Genomic DNA, 20452 nt, shown 5'->3' on the forward strand with positions numbered 1-20452 from the left:
GGGCGCACGGGGTCGGCGGTTCGCGGCGGTCACGGCAGCGGGACGTCGAGCTGGCGCATCAGGCCCGCGGTGTCGGCCTGCACCCAGCGCTCGACGACCTTGGCGTCCTCCAGCCGGTAGACCTCCAGGCTGGTCCAGGACACCTCGCGGCCGTCGGGCTCCTGGCCGAAGAACGGGGCGATGTGCTTGCCGCGGAAGGTGATGTGCATGATCACCTTGTCCGGGGACGCCGGGTACAGGGCGTCCAGGTGCACGGTGAAGTCGAGGGCGTCGTGCGCGGCCTTGATGATGACCTTCAGCTCGTCCAGGCTCGCCACGTCCCAGGCCGGGTTGTTGTCCCGGAAGGTCGGGCCGAACAGCTCGTCCAGGTCGTCGTAGCGGCGCTCGTTGACCGCGTCGCTGACCGCCTGCACGGTGGCCAGGTTCGCCGCGTCCGTGGAGACCTGCTCGCGCAGACCGAGCAGGTCGTCCTGGGCCCAGCGCTCCACGAAGCGGCCGTCCTCGACGCGCCATATCTCCGTGGTGGTCCACTCCACGCCGCGCCCGGTCGCCGGGAAGCCGAAGACGGTGCCGCCGTGCGTCCCGGTCAGCTTCACCCGGGTGACGACCTTGTCGCCGCCGTCCGCGCCGTCGACGGGGACGGCCTCCTGGAGCTCCCCCTTGAGGCCGTACGTGGCGTGGGCGGCGCGCAGTGCGGCCAGGTAGTCGTCCAGGCCCTTGATCTCGAAGCCGGGGTGGTGGTCGGTGAAGTCCGCGCCGATGACCTCGGCCACGGTGTCGTAGTCCGCCGCGTTGAAGGCGTCCAGGAAGCGCCGGTACAGGGCGACGCTCGCGTTCACGGCGGTGCTGTCAGACGTGGGCATGGTGGGTCCCCTCGGTCCGTCGGTGGTGTGAGTCCTTGATCAGCTCGGCCGCGCGCTCGCCGATCATCACGCTGGGCGCGTTGGTGTTGCCCGCGACGATCGTCGGCATCACGGAGGCGTCCGCGATCCGGAGCCCGGTGACGCCGTGCACACGCAGCTCGTGGTCGGTGACCGCGTCCGGTCCTGTGCCCATGCGGCAGGTGCCGGCCGGGTGCCACAGGGTGGTGGCACGGGCGGCGACGTAGGCGCGCAGCTCCGCGGGGTCGCGCACCCCGGCGCCGGGGCCCAGCTCCGGGCCGCGCAGCCGGTCGAAGGCCGTGCTGTGCGCCAGCTCCCGGGCCAGCACGACCCCGTGGACCAGGACGTCCACGTCGGCCGCGGCCGTGAGGTAGCCCGCCTGCACGACGGCGGGGGCCGCCGGGTCGGTGGAGCGCAGCCGGACCCGGCCGCGGCTCTCGGGCAGCAGCGCGATCGGTGCGAAGGTGAAGCCGGGCCCGGCCTGCTGCTCGGCGGGTGCGTCCGGGGCGAGGAACTTCACCGGCCCGAACGTGAACTGGAGGTCGGGCGCCCGGTCGCCCGCACCGCCCGTGGTGTGCGTGAACAGGCCCGCCTCGGAGAGCATCGCCCCCTCGGGGTGCTCCTCGCGGGACCGGTAGCACACCGGGACGAACAGATGGTCCTGGAGATTGCCGCCCACGCCGGGCAGATGCTGCACGACGGTGACGCCGTGCGCCCGCAGGTGCGCGGCCGGGCCGATCCCGGAGAGCATGAGCAGTTTCGGCGTCTCGAAGGCGCCGGCGCTGACCACCACCTCCTCGTCCGCCCACGCCTGCTGCCGCTGCCCGCCGTGCACATAGGCGACCCCGGTGACCCGGGTGCCCTCGGTCAGCAGCCGGGTGGCGTGCGCCCCGGTGGCCACCGTCAGGTTGGGGCGGTCAAGCACCGGGCGCAGATAGGCGGTGGCCGTCGAGGAGCGGGTGCCCTCGTCGGTGCGCGTGGTCTGGTACAGGAAGCCGTAGCCGTCCTGCCGTTCGCCGTTGTAGTCGTCGCCGGGCGCGTCGAAGCCGAGCTGCCGCGCGGCCGCCACGAAGGCCCTGGCGACCGGCGAGGGATCGGTGTGGTCCCGCACCCGGACCGGGCCGCCCTTGCCGCGCAGCGCGTCGCCGCCGCGGTCGTAGTCCTCGGCGCGGCGGAACGCGGGCAGCACGTCCGCGTACGACCAGCCGGGGTTGCCCGCCGCCGCCCAGCCGTCGTAGTCGTGGCGGCTGCCGCGCACCCACATCAGGGCGTTCACGGAGCTGCATCCGCCGGCCACCTTGCCGCGGGCCACCGGAACGCGGCGGCCGTCGAGAGCGGCCTCCGGCTCGGTGGCGTACCCCCAGTCGATCGTGGGGCTCCACTCGCTGGTCAGCAGGGCCAGCAGGGAGACGGCGTCGGTGCGGTGGATCTCCGGCCGCTCGTCCCACCCGCCGGCCTCCAGGAGCAGCACGCTCACGTCCGGGTCCTCGCTGAGCCGGCTGGCCACGGCGCAGCCCGCGCTGCCGGCGCCGACGACGACGTAGTCGTACGACATGGGAACCTCCCGCATCGGTGCTCAGGCCGGGTTCAGGTCGCCGACGTGGTACGTGCGGATGCGCAGCGTCCCGTCCGCAGGATCGCGCACCAGCTGCCAGGTCTGGTCGATGCGCAGGGCCGACACGCCGCCGTCGGAGAGGTTCTTCGCGGTCCACACCACCGTCACCTCGACGTCGACGAGACCGTCGTGCTCGTCGGTGCGCAGCTTCTCCACGATGTGGCTCTGCGGCCCGAAGCTCTCGCCCACCGCCGCGTACCATTCGCGGAAGTCGGCGTGGCCGCGCAGGGTGCGCTCGGGGAACGCCATCTCCAGACCGTCGTCGATCACGTACGGCAGCAGGTCCTCGACGGGCTCGTGGCTGCTCAGGATGTCGTACCAGTGCTGGACGAACACGGCGACGTCCTGGCCGTGCGCGGTCAGCGGGCTCTGTGCGGTCGTCATGCCAAGTCCCTCTCGGTGAAGGGCGGGTCCGAAGCTGGTCCGGACGGCTGTCCCGGTCGATTCCGCCACGACCGCGCCGGCCGTGCCCCGGCCGGGACGTCCGGCGGCCGGATTGCGTCAGGTCGGGCGGTGCTCTTGCCGACGTCGCAGGGCCAATTGCCGTAGTACGGCGGCCCACTTGGGCATGTCGGGCCACCGGCACGGGCGGCTTCTGGCCGGTCCGGGCGGCAGACCGTAGACATGAGTTCGACCGGTCCCATCCGACCCGCGTCGCACGAGAGGACACCCCATGAGCAAGCGCATCCTCGTCGTCCTGTCCGAATACGGCTACTGGGGCGAGGAGTTGATCGGCCCGCTGGAGACCTTCGACAAGGCCGGCTACCAGGTCACCTTCGCCACGCCGACCGGCAAGCGCCCCGTCGCGCTGCCGCCGAGCATGGACCCCGACTACGTGGACCCGCCGCTCGGCCGCTCCGTCACCACCCCCGAGATGGCCGCCAAGGTCCGGGCCATCGACAGCTCCCCGCGCCTGGACGGCCCGCTGGACCTGTCGTCCTGGCTGCCCGACCGGCCCTACCGCTCCAAGCCGTACTTCCTGCGCGACTGGGAGGCGTACAACACGCGCCTTGAGCAGATCCGCGACCAGATCGCCGACCGCTACGACGCCCTGCTCATCGTCGGCGGCTCCGGACCCATCGTCGACCTCGCCAACAACTGGCGGGTGCACGACCTGATCCTCGCCTTCCACGCCCTGGACATGCCGATCGCCGCCGAGTGCTACGGCGTCGCGCCGCTGGCCTTCGCCCGCGACCAGGAGGACCGCGTCTCGATCATCCGGGGCAAGCACGTCACCGGGCACTGCATCGAGTACGACTACAAGGACGGCACCGGCTTCATGGGCACCGACTTCGTCATCGGCCCGCCGCCGTACCCGCTGGAGTACATCCTGCGCGACGCCACCGCGCCCGGCGGAGCCTTCCACGGCAACTTCGGCAAGGAGACCTCCGTCATCGTCGACTACCCGTTCATCACGGGCCGTTCCACCCCCGACTCCTATCTGACGGGCCAGAAGCTCGTCGAGGTGCTGGAGGACGGCCTGCGTCAGTGGGGCTTCAAGGAAGCCGCCTGATCCCCACCCGCACGGCAGCCGCGTAACCTTCGCAGAAAGGTGCACGTCATGGTCAGCAGGCCCGCGCGGGTCGCGATCCTCGAACAGCTGCGCGCCGACGGGGTGCGGCACATGTTCGGCAACCCCGGCACGGTCGAGCAGGGTTTCCTCGACGAATTGCGCAACTTCCCGGACATCGAGTACATCCTCGCGCTCCAGGAATCCAGTGTCGTCGGCCTCGCCGACGGCTACGCGCGGGCCACGCGCACCCCGGCCGTGATGCAGCTGCACACCGGCGTCGGCGTCGGCAACGCGGTCGGCATGCTCTACCAGGCGGCCCGCGGGCACGCCCCGCTGGTCGCCGTCGCCGGCGAGGCGGGCCTGCGCTACGACGCCATGGAGGCCCAGATGGCGGTCGACCTGGTCGCCATGGCCGAACCCGTCACCAAGTGGGCGACCCGGGTGGTCGACCCGGAGTCGACGCTGCGGGTGCTGCGCCGCGCCTTCAAGGTGGCGGCGACCCCGCCGTACGGGCCGGTGCTCGTCGTGCTGCCCGCCGACGTCATGGACCGGGACACGAGCGAACCCGCCGTGCCCACCTCCTACGTCGACTTCGCCGCCACGCCCGACGCCGAGGTGCTCGACCGGGCCGCCGACCTGCTCGCCGGGGCCGAACGGCCCCTCGTGATCGCGGGCGACGGCGTGCACTTCGCGGGCGCCCAGGAGGAGCTGGGCCGGCTCGCCCGCGTCTGGGGCGCCGAGGTGTGGGGGGCGGACTGGGCCGAGGTCAATCTGTCGGTCGAACACCCCGCCTACGGCGGACAGTTGGGCCATATGTTCGGCGAGAGCAGCCGACAGGTCACCGCGGCCGCCGACGCGGTGCTGATCACCGGCACCTACGCGCTCCCCGAGGTGTACCCGGCCCTCGACGGGGTCTTCGCCGACGGCGCGCCGGTCGTCCACATCGACCTGGACACCGGCGCCATCGCCAAGAACTTCCCGGTGGACCTGGGCATCGCCGCCGACCCGCGGCGCGCCCTCAACGGCCTCGCCCGCGCCCTGGAGCGCCGGATGAGCCCGGCCGCCCGCGCCCGCGCGGGGGAGTGGTTCACCCGGCGCTCGGCCGAGCAGTCCGCCGCCCGCGCCGCCGCCCGCCGCGCCGACGAGGCCGCCGCACTCGACCCGGACGCCCTGCCGACCACTGCCTTCCTCCAGGAACTGGCCCGCCGGCTCCCCGAGGACGCCGTGGTGTTCGACGAGGCGCTCACCGCCTCCCCCGACCTCACCCGCCACCTCCCGCCGACCCGGCCCGGCCACTGGCACCAGACCCGGGGCGGCTCGCTCGGCGTCGGCATCCCCGGCGCCATCGCCGCCCGACTGGCCCATCCGGAGCGCACGGTGGTCGGCTTCACCGGCGACGGCGGCTCCATGTACACGGTGCAGGCGCTGTGGACGGCGGCCCGCCACGACATCGGCGCCAAGTTCGTCATCTGCAACAACAGCAGCTACAAGCTCCTCGAACTCAACATCGAGGAGTACTGGCGGACGGTCGGCGTCGCCGCGCACGAGCAGCCGGAGATGTTCGACCTGTCCAGGCCGGCCATCGACTTCACGGGCCTGGCCCGCTCCCTGGGCGTGCCGGGCGTCCGGGTCGAGAAGCCCGACCAGGCGAAGGCGGCCGTCGAGCAGGCGCTCGCCACCCCCGGCCCCTTCCTGATCGACCTGGTCACCGGACGCGGAAGGCAGGAGTGAGCGGTGCGACTGACCGGACACAAGATCGCGATCCTGCTGGAGAGCGACTTCTACGAGCCCGAGATCCTCTACTACCAGCACCGCTTCCCCGAGGAAGGCGCCGAGGTGCACTTCCTGACCCGGATGTGGGGCCAGGACGAGATCACCTTCCAGGGGCACGAGCACCGGATGCCGTTCGTCGTGCGCGAGTCCTTCGAGGACGTCGACGAGTTCGCGCTCAAGGAGTACTCCGCGGTGATCGTCCCCTCCGGGATGGTCTCCGACCGGCTGCGCTACACCGAGGACCCGGCCGAACTCCCGCCCGCCGTGCGGTTCCTGCGCCGCGCCTTCCAGGACCCGGCCATCGTCAAGGGCATCATCTGCCACGGCATGTGGCTCACCGCCCCGGTGCCCCACCTGGTGCGCGGGCGCCGGGCCGTCGTCCACAACAACCTGCTGGGCGACCTGCGCAACATGGGCGGCCTGTACGTGGACGAGGACGTCGTCGTCGACGACGACCTGGTCACCGGGCGCACCGGGGCACACTGCCACCTGTTCGCCCGGACGATCATCGACCTGATCGCCGACCGGGACCGGGACCGGGCCGCCCGCTCGCGCGGCGTGCGGACCGCGGCCCTCGGAGGTGCCCGATGACCGCCGTCATGGACCCGGGCGCCCGGGTGCCCGTCGCCGACCGCATCCCGATCCGCGACGTCCGCCCCCAGGTGCGCGGCGGCGCCGTCGCCGCCAAGGGCGTCGCGGGGGAGACGCTCACCGTCAGCGCCACCGTGTTCCGCGAGGGCTCGGGCGAGATCGGCGCCAACGTCGTGCTGCGGGACTCGCGGGGGCGGCCCGGAGCCTGGACGCCGATGACCCTGGCCGACGCGGACGCCGACCGTTGGGAGGCCACCGTCGTGCTCGGCGAGCCCGGCCGGTGGACGTACACCGTCGAGGCGTGGGCCGACCCCGTCGCCACCTGGCGCCGCGACGCCGCGCTGAAGGTCCCCGCCGGGGTCGACGTCGAACTGACGCTCGCCGAAGGCGCGCTGCTGTACGAGCGGGCCGCCTTCGGCATCCCGGACACCGCCCGCCGCGAGGCGGTGACCGCGGTGGCGCGGGCCCTGCGCGACGAGACGAGCCCGCTCGCCTGCCGGCTCGCCGCGGCCGAGTCCCCCGAGGCCCTCGCCGCGCTGCGCCGGCACCCGCTGCGCGAACTGGTCACCGTCTCCTGGCCGCTGCCCCTGCTCGTCGAGGGGCGCCGGGCCCTGGTCGGCGCCTGGTACGAGATGTTCCCGCGCTCCGAGGGCGCCCGCACCGCCGACGGCGCGCCGCCGGTCAGCGGGACCTTCGAGACGGCGGCGCTGCGGCTGCCCGCGATCGCCGCGATGGGCTTCGACGTGGTGTACCTGCCGCCGGTCCACCCCATCGGCCGCACCCACCGCAAGGGCCCGGACAACGCGCTCACCGCCGCCGAGCACGACGTCGGCTCGCCCTGGGCGATCGGCTCCGCCGAGGGCGGACACGACGCCGTCCACCCCGACCTGGGCACCCTCGACGACTTCCGCCGCTTCGTGGCCCGCGCCGGGGAGCTCGGCCTCGACGTCGCCCTGGACTTCGCCCTCCAGTGCTCGCCCGACCACCCCTGGCTGACCGAGCACCCCGAGTGGTTCACCCGGCGCGCCGACGGCTCCGTCGCCACCGCCGAGAACCCGCCCAAGAAGTACGAGGACATCCACCCCCTCGCCTTCGACCGGGACTTCGAGGGACTGGTCGCCGAGAGCGTGCGGCTGCTGCGCTTCTGGATGGACCAGGGCGTGCGGATCTTCCGCGTCGACAACCCGCACACCAAGCCGGTCGGCTTCTGGCAGCGGGTGATCGCGGAGATCAACGGACGCGACCCCGACGTGGTGTTCCTCGCCGAGGCGTTCACCCGGCGCGCCATGGTGCACGCCCTCGCCCAGGCCGGCTTCCAGCAGTCGTACACCTACTTCACCTGGAAGAACGAGAAGGAGGAGCTGACCGAGTACGCGAGCGAACTCGCGCACGAGAGCGCCGACTTCCTGCGGCCCAACCTCTTCGTGAACACCCCGGACATCCTGCACGCCTACCTCCAGGAGGGCGACCGGCCCGCCTTCGAGACCCGCGCCGTGCTGGCCGCGACGCTCGCCCCGACCTGGGGTGTGTACGCCGGCTACGAACTGTGCGAGAACGAGGTCCTGGAACCGGGCACCGAGGACTACAAGAACTCCGAGAAGTACGAGCTGCGCCCGCGCGACTGGGCCGCCGCCGAGGCCGAGGGCCGCTCCATCGCCCCGCTGCTGACCCGCCTCAACGAGCTGCGCCGCGCCCACCCCGCCCTCCAGGAGCTGCGCAACCTCCGCTTCCACAGCGTCCCGCACCCCCAGGTCATCGCCTACTCCAAGCAGGTGCGGCTGCCCGACGGCTCCCTCGACACGGTCCTCGCCGTCGTCAACCTCGACGCGCACCTGCCGGCCGAGGGCACCGTCACCTTCGACCTGGCCGCCCTCGGCCTGCCCGAGGACGGCTCGCTGAAGCTGCGCGACGTGCTGACCGGCGAGGTCCACTCCTGGCGCCCGGAGACGTACTTCCATCTGGTGCCGGGCCGTTCCCCGGCCCATCTGCTGGTGCCCGTCGAGGAGGAGCCATGACGGTCGCCTGGGTGGACGTCGGGCAGCGCCGGCCCGTCGACCCGCTGCTCGGACTGCTCGACCCCTGGCTGCGCACCCGCCGCTGGTACGCGGCGGGAGCCGGTCCCGCCGGCCCGCTCACGCCGGTCGTGGCCGACGTCGTACGCGAGCAGGCGCCCGCCCTGGTGCACGCCGTCCTGCGCACCGCCGCCGGACAGCTGTACCAGGTCCTGCTCGGGCTGCGCCCCGAACTGCCCCGGCGGCTCGCGGACGCCGCCATCGGCCGGGTGCCACAGGGGGAGTGGCGCGGCTGGACGCTGTACGAGGCCACCGAGGACGCCGCGCTCATGGGTGTCCTGCTGCGCCACCTCGCGCAGGGCGGCGGCGACGGGCTGCGCATGGAGCGGACCACGCCGCTGCCGCTGCCGGTGGGCCTCGTGCCCCGGCCGCTGACCGCCGAGCAGAGCAACAGCGCCGTCGCCTACGGGGACCGGCTGCTGCTCAAGCTCTACCGGCGGCCCGAACCCGGCCCGCACCTGGAGGTCGAGACGCTGCGCGCGCTCACCGACGCGCGCTGCGCCCGCACCCCGCGGCTGCACGGCACCCTGCTCAGCGGCGGCAGCGGACTGGTCCTCGGGCTGATGGAGGACCTGCTGCCGGCCGAGGGCGACGGCTGGCAGGCCGCCGTGCGCCAGGTCGCCGACTGCGTGGACGGCACCTGCCCCGCCGTCCCGGCCACCGGCGGTTTCACCGCGCACGCCCGCGCCCTGGGCACGGCCGTCGCCGAGGTGCACACGGCGCTCGCCGACGCCTTCCCGCGGGTGCGGCTCACCGCGGAGGACATCGCGCGCCAGGCCGCCGAGATGACCGAGCGCCTGGAGACGGCCGTCCTGGAGGTGCCGGGTCTGGCCCGGCACCGCGGCGGGCTCGTCCGGCTCTACGAGGACCACGCGCGGGCGGGCGCGCGCGGCTGCGCGGTCCTCGCCCAGCGGGTCCACGGCGATCTGCACCTGGGCCAGGCACTGCCCACCCCGGGCGGCTGGCACCTGATCGACTTCGAGGGCGAACCGGCCCGCCCGGCCGCCGAACGCGCCGCGCCGCAACCGGTGCTGCGGGACGTGGCCGGGATGCTCCGCTCCTTCGACTACGCCGCCCAGGCGGGCCTGCGGACCCTGCGGGAACGCGACCTGGACGAGGCGCCCGGCGCGCGGCTGCGCCGGGCCCGCCGGGCGCGGGCGTGGGCCGTGCGCAACCGGCGCGCGTTCGTCGCGGGCTACGCGGAGACGGGCGGCACGGACCCGCACTGCCACCCGCTCCCGCTGCGGGCCTTCGAGGCGGACAAGGCCGTCTACGAGGCCGTCTACGAGTCCCGGCACCGACCCAGCTGGCTGCCGATCCCCCTGGAGGCGGTGCACCGGCTGGCCCGTACCTGACCGAAGGGCGCCGAGAAGCGCCGCAGGGCGCCGCAGTGGTCGGCCGCGCGCGACGGGGGCGCGCGGCATCCACGCCCGCCGCCACTTCGACCGCACCACCCCCGACCCGTGCCCGCCCGCGCCGGACCGTCTCCCGGCGCGGGCCGGGACCCCGCACGAGAGGACCGCTACGTTGCCCGTGACCGCCCCCCACCCGGACGCCGACCTGGACCGCATCCTCGTCGGCGCCCACCACGACCCGCACAGCTTCCTCGGCGCCCACCCCACAGCCGACGGCCACACCGTCGTGCGCGCCCTGAAGCCCCTGGCGCGCGCCGTCGTGGCCGTCCGCCCCTCGGGCGAGCGGACCCGGCTGACCCACGAGCGCGACGGGTTGTTCACCGGCACCCTCCCCGGCACGGCGGCCGTCCACCACCTCCTGGTCACGTACGACGACGGCGTCGAGCGGATCCACCACGACGGCTACCGCTTCCCGCCCACCCTCGGCGCCATCGACCTGCACCTCGTCTCCGAGGGCCGCCATGAACTGCTGTGGCGGGTCCTCGGCTCCCATGTGCGCACCCTGGACGGCGTCACCGGCACCTCCTTCGCCGTGTGGGCGCCCAACGCCCAAGGCGTGCGCGTCATCGGCGACTTCAACGGCTGGAGCGCCGAGCACCCGATGCGCTCGCTCGGCGCCAGCGGCGTGTGGGAGCTGTTCGTGCCGGACGTCGGCGCGGGCACCCGCTACAAGTACGAGATCCACACCCGCGACGGGCGCCTGCTCCAGAAGGCGGACCCGCTGGCCCGCGCCGCCGAGACGCCGCCCGCCACCGCCTCCGTCGTGCACACCTCGGCCTACGCCTGGGGCGACGCCGCCTGGATGGCGACCCGCGGCGGCGAGGACTGCCACGGCCGCCCGATGTCCGTGTACGAGGTGCACCTGCCGTCCTGGCGGCCCGGCCTCGGCTACCGGCAGCTCGCCCAGGAACTGCCCGAGTACGTGACAGAACTGGGCTTCACCCACGTCGAGTTCATGCCCGTCATGGAGTACCCCTTCGGCGGCTCCTGGGGCTACCAGGTCACCGGGTTCTTCGCGCCCACCTCCCGGCTGGGCGGACCCGACGACTTCCGGTACCTGATCGACTGCCTGCACGCGGCGGGCATCGGTGTGATCCTCGACTGGGTGCCCGCGCACTTCCCGAAGGACGACTTCGCGCTCGCCCGCTTCGACGGCGAACCGCTGTACGAACCGGCCGACCCGCGCCGCGCGCACCACCCCGACTGGGGCACCCTGGAGTTCGACCACGGGCGCCGCGAGGTGCGCAACTTCCTCGTCGCCAGCGCCGTCCACTGGTGCACGGAGTTCCATGTGGACGCGCTGCGCGTGGACGCCGTCGCCTCTATGCTCTACCTCGACTACTCCCGCCCGGACGGCGCCTGGAGCCCCAACGAGCACGGCGGCCACCAGAATCTGGACGCGGTCGCCTTCCTCCAGGAACTGACCGACACCGTGCGCCGCGCCGCGCCCGGCGCGCTGACCATCGCCGAGGAGTCCACCGCCTGGCCCGGCGTGACCCGGCCCACCTACGAGACCGGCGACGACGGCTTCGGCGGCCTCGGCTTCGACCTCAAGTGGAACCTGGGCTGGATGCACGACACGCTGGACTACCTCGCCCGCGACCCGGTCCACCGCGCCTGGCACCACGACGAGATCACCTTCTCCCTGGTGTACGCCCACAGCGAGCACTATCTGCTGCCGCTGTCCCACGACGAGGTCGTGCACGGCAAGGGCGCCCTGGTGTCGAAGCTGCCGGGCGACTGGTGGCGGCGGCGCGCGACCCTGCGCGCCCTGTACGCCTACATGTGGGCCCACCCCGGCAAGCAACTCCTCTTCATGGGGCAGGAGTTCGCCCAGGGCGACGAGTTCGACCACGACGCGGGCCCGCAGTGGTGGGTGCTCGACGAGGGCTGGCCCTCGCACGCCGACCACCGGGGCGTGCGCACCCTGGTCGGCGACCTCAACGCCCGCTACCGCGCCACGCCCGCCCTGTGGGAGCTGGACTCCGACCCGGCCGGCTTCTCCTGGATCGACGCCTCGCACGCCGAGGCCAACGTGCTGTCCTTCGTCCGCCGGGACACGGCGGGCCGCCCGCTCGTCGTGGTCGCCAACTTCTCGCCCGTCGTCCGCACCGGCTACCGCGTCGGGCTGCCGGACGCGCCGGCGTGGCGCGAGGTCCTGAACACCGACGACGAGACGTACGGCGGCAGCGGGGTGCGCAACGAGCGGGTGATCCGGGCCGAGCGGACCCCCTGGCACGGGCGCACGCGCAGTGCCGCCCTCACCCTGCCGCCGCTCGCGGTGGTGTGGCTGGAGCCGGCCGGGGGAGCCGCTCACGACCTTGAGGAGGACGACCTCGATGACCACTGAACCCGAGGACGACCTGTACGACCGGATCGTCACCCCGTACGACATCAGGGGCCTGTTCCGGGCCGAGGTCGACCCCGGCCTCGCCTACCGGGTCGGTGCCGCCTTCACCGAGCTGACCGGCGCGGACACCGTCGCCGTCGCGCACGACGCGCGGCAGTCCTCGCCGGTGCTCGCCGACGCGTTCGCCCAGGGCGTCCTCGACCAGGGCGCCGACGTCCTGGACGCGGGCCTGGGCTCCACCGACTGCCTGTACCACGTCTCGGGCCGCCTGGACATCCCCGGCGCCATGATCACGGCGGGCCGTGCTCCCGCCGCGTACAACGGGATCCGGCTGTGCCGGGCCGGGGCCGCCGACCTCGACGAGGGCACCGGCCTGGAACTGCTGCGCCGCCGGCTGCGCGAGCCGCGCCCGCCGCTGACCGACCGCCCCGGCTCGGTGCTGCCCGGCCGCGCCGTGGACGACTACGCCGCGCATCTGCGCTCGCTCGTGGACCTCTCGGACATCCGCCCGCTGAAGGTCGTCGTCGACGCCGGGAACGGGATGGCGGGGCTGACGGCGCCCCTGGTCCTCGCCCATCCCTCGGTCGAACTGGTGCCGCTGCGCTTCGAGCTGGACGGGACCTTCCCCTTCGGTGCGCCGGACCTGGCGGACGTGAGCGCGCTGCGGGACGCGGTACGGGAGTCGGGCGCCGACGTGGGTCTCGCCTTCGACGGGGACGGCGACCGGATGCTCGCCGTCGACGAACGCGGCGCCGTGGTGCCGCCCGCCGCGGTGATCGCGCTGGTGGCCGGGCGCGAGCTGGCCCGCCGGCCGGGCGCCGCCGTGGTCCACGACCTGGTCACCGCCACCTCCGCCATCGACGCCATCAAGGAGGCGGGCGGCATCCCGGTGCGCTCGCGCACCGGCCCGGCGGCCATCAAGGCGCTGATGGCCGAGCAGGACGCGGCGTTCGGCGGTGCGCACTGCGGCCACTACTACTTCCGTGACTTCTGGTACGCCGACACGGGCATGCTGGCCGCGCTGCACCTGCTGGCCGAACTCGGCGACACGGCCTGCGAGCTGTCCGAGCTGGCGGCCCGGCACGACCGGTACGCCTCCTCGGGGCCGGTCGACGTCCGGGTGCCCGATCCGCTGGCCGCCCTGCAGCGTGTGGTGCGGCACTTCGCCGCGCAGGGCACGGCGCTCGACCACCTCGACGGGGTGACCGGCGAACTGCCCGACGGCTCGTGGTTCAACGTGCGCGCCCCGGGGACCGGCCCCGTCGTCCGGGTGAACGTGGAGGCGGGGACGGTCGCGGCGATGGGGCGGCTGCGGGACCGGGTGGTGGACGTGGTGGTCAGCGCCGGTCGATGAGCGCGGCCTCCGGGGCGCGGGTGCGGGCCAGTCCCGCGGCGGTGAGCGCCATGTCGTAGGCCTTCAGGGCCTCGTCCTGCGCACCGCCCTGGCGCCACAGGTCCCCGATGTGGCGCCAGGTCTGCGCGGCGTCGTGCGAGGCGGGCTGCTGCCGCAGCTGGCGGGCGGCCGAGTGGAGGTGCTGCACGGCCTCGTCGGGGGAGTTGCGCAGCAGGTGGATCTCGGCGAGGTACGTCCGGGCCAGCGCGGACAGCACCCGGGAGTCGGCGCCGAGCAGCCCGAGCGCGCGCTCGGCGTGGGCGGCGGCCGCGTCCCAGTGGCCGAGCTGCTTCTCCGCGTTGGCCAGGTTCAGCTCGCAGCGGGACAGCTCGCTGGCGCTGCCGACCTCGGCCAGCGCCTCTTGCGCCGACTCCAGCAGTTCCAGGGCGCGTTCGGGATGGGGTGGGTCCAACTGGAGCAGCATGGAGCCGTAGTTCATCCGGAGCATGGCCGCGTGGCGCGCGTTGTCGCCCTCGGCCATCATCGCGAGCGCCCGTTCGGTCAGCGCGATGGCCTCGCTCAGCCGGCCCTGGGAGCCGGCCACCAGGCCCGCGTTCCAGTAGACGGCGCCCCGGGCCCCGTGGGAGCCCTGGGTCTCGGCGGCGGGCAGCAGCCGCTCGCCGAGGAGCTGGGCCCGGGTCAGGTCGCCCCGGGTGTGGTACGAGCCCATGAGGGTGACGCCGAGCTGGATGTGGTCCATCGTGGTCTCCAGGCCGAGCCCGTCGAGCTGGGCCACGGCCCGTTCCCCGATGTCGATGCTGAGCGCGATGTCCCCGGCGTCGCGGTAGCAGCGGCACAGGGCGACCGCGATACGGCACCACTCGTCGGAGCCGACGGCGATGGCGGGGTCGCGGTGCAGGTCGTCCAGGACGGAGATGGCGGCCTCCAGCCGGCCCGTCTTCTCCAGTGCGGCGGCCTGGCCGATGAGGGCGCGCCGGATCATGGAGCCGTCCAGCACGGAGCGGTTGGAGAGCAGTTCACCGAAGGACTGGAGGGCCTCACCGTTGTCTCCGTTGCGCAGCGCCATCTCGGCGAAGGCGAGCTTCAGCCGGTACTCCTCGGCGCGGTGGTCGTCGATACCGGTCAGCAGGTACTCGGGGGAGGTGCCGAGCTTCTCCGCGATGGTGGCCAGCACCGGAGAGGACGGCACCCGCTTGCCCGACTCGATCAGCGAGATGTAGCTCGTGGAGGCTTCCGCCGAGGCCAGATCCTGCTGCTTGAGCCCGCGCCGTGTCCGAAGGGTCCTTATGCGGCCCCCAAGGCCCTCTGCCCGTTCCGCCTTGGTGTGATCCATGGGGACTCCTTCCGGAGTTCATGACTATGTGTGTGACAACGCAAAGTTACCAGCGTGACTCTGCGAAGCCCAGTGCTCTTTGAGAAGTCCTCCGCTTCTTAGGCAAGTCCGGAGATGGCCGGTAAAGGCCAGCGGGCTTTGCCGTCTTATTACTTGACTAAAAAAGTGACTCAGACTTGACTCAGGGTGTCAACTCGACTGAGAGCGTGACGATTGGGGGGCTACGAGATGCGGAAGAGTCTTTTGTCACTCCTCCTTGTCCTGTGCGTGGGGGGAGTCGCGGCCGTCGGCTGCTTCGCCGAGGCGGCCGGACCCGGACGGTCGGTACCGATCAGCAAGGAGGCGACCATTGAGGGCACCTGCTGCTGACCGCCCGGTCCCTCTCCGGGTGGACCTGCTCACCCGCGAATACCCGCCCGCCGTCTACGGCGGCGCGGGGGTCCATGTGGCCGAGCTGTCCCGCAGCCTGCGGCGGCTCACGGACGTACGAGTGCGCTGCCTGGGGGAGCCCCGGCAGGAGAACGACGTCACGGCCTACGCGACCGACACCCGGCTCGCCGCCGCCGACGCGGCCCTCGGGTTCCTCGGCGCGGACCTGGCCATGGCGCGGGACTGTGCCGGTGCGGGAGTCGTGCACAGTCACACCTGGTACGCCAACATGGCGGGTCACCTCGCTAGGACCCTGCACGGGCCGGCCCATGTCATGACGATGCACAGCCTGGAACCACTGCGGCCCTGGAAGGCCGAGCAACTGGGGGGCGGTTACGCGCTGTCGAGCTGGATGGAGCGCACGGCCGTCACCGCCGCCGACCGCGTCGTCGCCGTCTCGGCGGCGATGCGCGAGGACGTCCTGCGGGTCTACCCGGAGGTCTCGCCGGACCGGGTGCGGGTCATCCACAACGGCATCGACGCGGACGCGTACCGCGCCGACCCCCGCACCGACGCGCTGCACCGCCACGGCATCGACCCCGAGCGGCCCTATGCGCTGTTCGTCGGCCGTGTCACCCGGCAGAAGGGGCTGCCGCACCTGCTGCGCGCCGCGTTCGGCCTGCCGCCCGAGGCGCAGCTCGTGCTGTGCTGCGGGCAGCCGGACACCCCGCGTATCGCCGCCGAGGTGGCGGCCCTCGTCGAGGAACTGCGCACCGTGCGCGACGGGGTGTTCCGCGTCGACGGGATGCTGGACCCCACGTCCGTACGCCAACTGCTCACCCACGCGCGTGTGTTCGTGTGCCCCTCGGTGTACGAGCCGATGGGCATCGTGAACCTGGAGGCGATGGCCTGCGGCACGGCGGTCGTGGCGTCGGCCGTCGGGGGCATCCCCGAGGTCGTCGCCGACGGGGAGACCGGCACGCTGGTCCCCTTCGAGGCCCGGCCCGACGCCACCGGCGAACCGGCCGACCCGGAGAAGTTCGCCGGGCGGCTCGGCCTCGCGATCGGCGAGCTGATCGCCGACCCGGCGCGCGCCGAGCGGTTCGGCGCCGCCGGCCGGCGGCGGGCCGTGGAGCACTTCTCGTGGCACCGGGCCGCCGAACGCACCATGGAGGTCTACGCGGAGGCCGTGGCGGCGCGCTGAGCGCCCGCACGGCTCACTGCGCCGGGGGGCGCCCCTTCGAGGCCGTACGGCCGTGGAGGGGCGCTCCCTCGTCCGGGTGGGGGAAGTGGCAGGCCGCGCCGTCCTCCGCGGGCGCCGGCAGATCGCGCTCGCACAGCAGGCGGTGCTCCGGCGGGAGCCGGCGGTGGACGGGGCAGCGGGCTCGGAAGGCGCAGCCGGCCGACACATCGCCGTCCACCACCGGCAGCCCCGGCAGCTCCGGCAGCCCCGGCGGCTCCGGCGGCTCCGGTCCCTCGGTCCGGCCGTGCCCCGCGCGCGGCACGGACGCGGGCACGGCCGACAGCAGCGCGCGGGTGTACGGGTGCCGGGGCCGGTCGAACACCGCGCCGACGGTCCCGGACTCCACCGTGCGCCCGCCGTACATCACCACCACCCGGTCCGCGAGCTGCCGTACGACCGCGAGGTCGTGCGAGACCAGCAGACAGGCCGGACTCCCCGGCGCCGACGTCACCCGGCGCAGCAGGGCGATGATCCCGGCCTGCACCGACACGTCCAGCGCCGACACCGGCTCGTCCAGCAGCAGCAGTTCGGGACGGACCGCGAGCGCGCGGGCCAGGGCGACCCGCTGGAGCTGTCCGCCGGAGAGCTGGTGCGGACGGCGTCCGGCGGTCGCCGGGTCCAGCTCCACCTGGGCCAGCAGCTCACGGGTGCGGGCGGCCACCCGCTCCGCCGGGGTGCGCAGCGCCTCCATCGGCTCGGCGACGATCCGCGCGACCGTCATCCGGGGGTCCAGGCTCGCCGCGCAGTCCTGGAGCACGAGCTGCACCCGGCCGCGCAGCCCCCGCGCCGCCGCCCGGGTCAGCGCCGCCGTGTCCTGGCCCAGGACCTCGACGCGGCCCGAGTCGGGTGCGGTGAGCGCGATGATCCGGTCCAGCGTCGTCGACTTGCCCGCGCCGGACTCGCCGACCAGCGCGACGGTCTCGCTGCGCCGGACCTCCAGATCGACGTGGTGGACCGCGCGGTGGGAGCGGTGGTCGGCGCGCAGGGCCGTGACCCGCAGGGCCGGGACGGCGGAGCGGGGCCGGGGCGCGGGCGGGGGCGAGGCGGGATAGAGGTCGGCCGCGCCGCGGGAGGCCGTGACACGCGGGCGCAGACAGGCCACCAGATGCGTGGCCGAACCACGTTGTTCCACCAGCGGTTCCAGCGCGGGCGCGGTGCGCGCGCACTCGGGCCCGGCCACCGGGCAGCGCGGCGCGAACGCGCAGCCCGCGACGGCTTCCCCCGGCGCCGGGGGCGTCCCCGGTATCTGGGTCAGCGCGTGGGCCGCGTCCAGCCGCGGGGCCGCGGCGAGCAGCCCCACGGTGTACGGCATCCGGGGCGCGGCGAACAGCTCGCGCGTGGGCGCCGTCTCCACCACCCGCCCCGCGTACATCACCGCCACCCGGTCGGCGGCGCCCGCCACCACCCCGAGGTCATGGCTGACCAGCAGCAGCGCCGCACCGGTCGCCGCCCGCGCGTCCTGGAGCGCGGTCAGGATCTCCGCCTGCACGCTGACGTCCAGGGAACTGGTCGGTTCGTCGGCGACGATGACGTCCGGCCGGCCCGCGACCGCCATCGCGATCATGGCGCGCTGGCGCAGCCCGCCGGAGAGTTCGTGCGGATAGGCGCGCGCCACCCGTTCCGGCTCGGGCACGCGCAGCCCGGTGAGCAGTTCCACGGCCCGCCGCCGTGCCGAGCGCCGGGTGGGGCGCGGCCGTTCGTGGATGCGCAGCACCTCGCCGATCTGGTCGCCGATCCGGTGCACCGGGGTGAACGCGGCCAGCGGGTCCTGGAACACCATGGCGATCCGCCGGCCGCGCAGCCGCGCCAGGTCGCGCACCGGGAGGCCGACCAGTTCGGTGCCGAGCAGCCGCACCGAACCGCGCACCGCCGCCTCGCGCGGCAGCAGCCCGAGCGCCGCGAGCGCGGTGAGGGTCTTGCCCGCGCCCGACTCGCCGACGAGGCCGAGCACCTCACCGCGGTCCAGGGTCAGGTCGACACCGCGCAGGGCGGGGCGCCCCGGCCCGAACCCCACGTGCAGTCCGCTCAGTTCGAGCACCGCGCTCATGCCGGTACCTCGGTGCGGGCGGTCCTCGGATCGAGCGCGTCGCGCAGCGCCTCGCCGACCAGGTTCACCGCCAGGACGAAGCAGAGCAGCATGCCGGTGGGGAAGAAGAACATCCACGGATAGGTGAGCGCGACCTCCGTGCTGTCGGCGATCAGCGTGCCCAGGGACACGTCGGGCGGCTGGACGCCGAAGCCGAAGTACGACAGGCCCGCCTCGCTGATCACCGCCCCGGCCGTGGCGATCGTCGCGTGGGTGATCAGGAACGAGGTCATGTGCGGCAGGATGTGCCGGCGGACGATGCGCAGGGGGCGGACGCCCATGTGCCGGGCCGCCGTCACATAGGGCCGCTCGCGCAAGGAGAGCGCCGTCGCGCGGACCGCCCGCGCCGTGAGCATCCAGCCGAGCGCGGCCAGCGCCCCCGCGTAGGCCACCCAGCCCGCCCCGCGCAGCGCGGGCGCCACCACGACCAGCACGAGGAAGCCCGGGACCACCAGGAACAGGTCCACCAGGAAGGTGACGGCCCGGTCGGTCCAGCCGCCGAAGTACCCGGCGCAGGTGCCGGCCACCGCCGCGAAGGCCGTGCCCGCCAGCGCGACGAACAGGCCGATCAGCAGCGACTTCTGGAGCCCGCGCGCGGTCTGCGCGAACACGTCCTGGCCGATCCGGTTGGTGCCGAACCAGTGCCGGGCGCCCGGCGGCGCGCTGAGCGCCCCGTAGTCGATGTCGGTGGGCGAGGACGGGGACACGTACGGCCCGGCCGCCGCGTACACGCACAGCAGCGCGATCAGTACGAGACCCAGCAGCGCGCCCGGCCCGTGCCGCGACGGGAGGATTCTCACCGGCGCACCCGCGGGTCGAGCACCAGCAGCAGCGCGTCGGCGAGCAGCCCGGCGAGCAGCACCGTCACGGCCGAGAACAGGCAGACCGCGACGACCGAGTTGACGTCGCCCTCCTGCGCCGCCGCCAGGAACCAGCTGCCCACGCCCGGCCAGCAGAAGATCTGCTCCGCGAAGACCGAACCGGTGAACAGGGCCAGGAAGCCGAACGAGAAGAACGTCGTCATCGGGACCAGCGACACCCGCAGCCCGTGGCGCAGCAGCGCGCGGCCGGGCGTGAGGCCCTTGGCCTGCGCGGTGCGCAGATGGTCGGCGGCGAGCACGTCCAGGGTCGCCGCCCGCTGGTAGCGGCTGTAGGAGGCGATGGCGCCGAGCGCCACCGTGGCGGCCGGCAGCACCAGATGGGACGCCCGGTCGGCCAGCCCCGACGGCCAGGCGCCCCGGCGGCCGGGCGTCGTCTCGCCGGTGTAACGGATCACCGTGTGCCCGACGCTGTTGTTGAAGGAGAGCGCGCCGTCCTTGAGGAGCAGTGCCAGCACGAACGTGGGGACGGACAGGACGAGGAAGGAGAAGACCGTCAGCACCCGGTCGGGCAGGCGGCCCCTGCGGACCGCGGCCCACACGCCCGCGAGCACCCCGAGCCCGGTCCCCACCACCGTCCCGGCCAGCAGCAGCCGCACCGAGACACCGACGCGCCGCCCGAACTCCGCGTTCACCGGCTCCCCGTCGATGGTCCGCCCCAGATCGCCGTGGAGCGCCCGCCAGGACCAGTGCCCGAACCGGAGCAGGACCGGAGTGCCGTCGTCCAGGCCGAGCGAGGCGAGCTGGTGGTCGACCGCCGAGGCGGGCGGACGGGGGGTGCGGTTCTCGAAGTGGGCGCGCGGACTGAGCGCGGCCGAGGCCACCACGTACGACACGAGAACCGAGACGAGGAGGAGGGCCGCGCTGTGGGTGATGCGCCAGAGCGCACGGCCGGCCATGAGTCTCCTCGGTGGGGGCGGGCGGCGGTCACAGTTCATGAGCGCGATACACGTCGATGGTAGATTCAACGCGCTCTATT

15 protein-coding genes are annotated in these 20452 nt (G+C 73.8%); 8 read left to right on the plus strand and 7 right to left on the minus strand.

The features are described from left to right. Window positions 1-29 precede the first annotated feature (29 nt). The 3 genes from A8713_RS28820 to A8713_RS28830 are packed head-to-tail and all read right to left on the minus strand — an operon-like array spanning window position 30 to window position 2880. Window positions 30-863 (minus strand): ester cyclase, encoded by an 834-nt coding sequence (locus A8713_RS28820; protein WP_064536632.1) that lies wholly within the window; start codon window positions 861-863, stop codon window positions 30-32. Beyond that, the gene (locus tag A8713_RS28825; RefSeq protein ID WP_079159172.1) at window positions 850-2436 is read right to left on the minus strand and encodes a GMC family oxidoreductase; all 1587 of its coding nucleotides are present in this window, start codon (window positions 2434-2436) and stop codon (window positions 850-852) included. Before A8713_RS28825 ends, A8713_RS28820 begins: the two co-directional genes overlap by 14 nt. 21 nt (window positions 2437-2457) lie before the next feature. Next, complete coding sequence (locus tag A8713_RS28830; RefSeq protein WP_064536637.1) at window positions 2458-2880, minus strand: nuclear transport factor 2 family protein; 423 nt, start codon at window positions 2878-2880, stop codon at window positions 2458-2460. A gap of 289 nt (window positions 2881-3169) precedes the next feature. Between A8713_RS28830 and A8713_RS28835 the strand changes: the two genes are divergently transcribed. From A8713_RS28835 to manB, 7 genes are all read left to right on the plus strand, one after another. Then, entirely contained in the window at window positions 3170-4009 is an 840-nt protein-coding gene (locus tag A8713_RS28835; RefSeq protein WP_064536640.1) for a type 1 glutamine amidotransferase domain-containing protein, read from the plus strand. Window positions 4010-4057: 48 nt separating this feature from the next. Continuing rightward, window positions 4058-5740 (plus strand): thiamine pyrophosphate-binding protein, encoded by a 1683-nt coding sequence (locus A8713_RS28840; protein ID WP_064536642.1) that lies wholly within the window; start codon window positions 4058-4060, stop codon window positions 5738-5740. Window positions 5741-5743: 3 nt separating this feature from the next. Continuing rightward, window positions 5744-6373: a DJ-1/PfpI family protein gene (locus A8713_RS28845; RefSeq protein WP_064536644.1), complete on the plus strand. Its 630-nt coding sequence runs from the start codon at window positions 5744-5746 to the stop codon at window positions 6371-6373. Then, window positions 6370-8388, plus strand: coding sequence for a maltotransferase domain-containing protein (locus tag A8713_RS28850; protein WP_079159173.1), 2019 nt, complete (start codon window positions 6370-6372; stop codon window positions 8386-8388). The genes A8713_RS28845 and A8713_RS28850 overlap by 4 nt, the downstream gene beginning before the upstream one ends. Beyond that, window positions 8385-9800 (plus strand): maltokinase N-terminal cap-like domain-containing protein, encoded by a 1416-nt coding sequence (locus A8713_RS28855; RefSeq protein WP_064536647.1) that lies wholly within the window; start codon window positions 8385-8387, stop codon window positions 9798-9800. The genes A8713_RS28850 and A8713_RS28855 overlap by 4 nt, the downstream gene beginning before the upstream one ends. 178 nt (window positions 9801-9978) lie before the next feature. Continuing rightward, window positions 9979-12210: a 1,4-alpha-glucan branching protein GlgB gene (glgB, locus tag A8713_RS28860; RefSeq protein WP_079159174.1), complete on the plus strand. Its 2232-nt coding sequence runs from the start codon at window positions 9979-9981 to the stop codon at window positions 12208-12210. Continuing rightward, window positions 12200-13564 carry a phosphomannomutase/phosphoglucomutase gene (gene manB, locus A8713_RS28865; RefSeq protein ID WP_064536651.1) on the plus strand — a complete coding sequence of 455 codons (1365 nt, stop codon included), beginning with the start codon at window positions 12200-12202 and terminating at the stop codon, window positions 13562-13564. Before glgB ends, manB begins: the two co-directional genes overlap by 11 nt. On the opposite strand, the gene A8713_RS28870 is transcribed toward manB, so the two are convergent. Next, window positions 13548-14897 carry a helix-turn-helix domain-containing protein gene (locus tag A8713_RS28870; protein WP_064536653.1) on the minus strand — a complete coding sequence of 450 codons (1350 nt, stop codon included), beginning with the start codon at window positions 14895-14897 and terminating at the stop codon, window positions 13548-13550. The genes manB and A8713_RS28870 overlap by 17 nt on opposite strands. Window positions 14898-15285: 388 nt before the next feature. Here A8713_RS28870 and glgA point away from each other — a divergent pair, with 388 nt between their 5' ends. Continuing rightward, window positions 15286-16470, plus strand: coding sequence for a glycogen synthase (gene glgA, locus A8713_RS28875; protein ID WP_079159175.1), 1185 nt, complete (start codon window positions 15286-15288; stop codon window positions 16468-16470). Window positions 16471-16483: 13 nt separating this feature from the next. Here the strand turns inward: glgA and A8713_RS28880 are convergent, their stop codons facing one another. From A8713_RS28880 to A8713_RS28890, 3 genes are read right to left on the minus strand one after another with little or no spacing between them, the layout of a single operon-like run. Continuing rightward, complete coding sequence (locus A8713_RS28880) at window positions 16484-18556, minus strand: dipeptide ABC transporter ATP-binding protein (protein WP_064536657.1); 2073 nt, start codon at window positions 18554-18556, stop codon at window positions 16484-16486. Next, entirely contained in the window at window positions 18553-19395 is an 843-nt protein-coding gene (locus A8713_RS28885; RefSeq protein WP_064536659.1) for an ABC transporter permease, read from the minus strand. The genes A8713_RS28880 and A8713_RS28885 overlap by 4 nt, the downstream gene beginning before the upstream one ends. Continuing rightward, window positions 19392-20372, minus strand: coding sequence for an ABC transporter permease (locus A8713_RS28890; protein WP_064536661.1), 981 nt, complete (start codon window positions 20370-20372; stop codon window positions 19392-19394). The genes A8713_RS28885 and A8713_RS28890 overlap by 4 nt, the downstream gene beginning before the upstream one ends. Window positions 20373-20452 lie beyond the last annotated feature (80 nt).

The organism is Streptomyces sp. SAT1, from assembly GCF_001654495.1.
In the GTDB taxonomy this organism is placed as follows: Bacteria; Actinomycetota; Actinomycetes; order Streptomycetales; family Streptomycetaceae; genus Streptomyces; species Streptomyces andamanensis.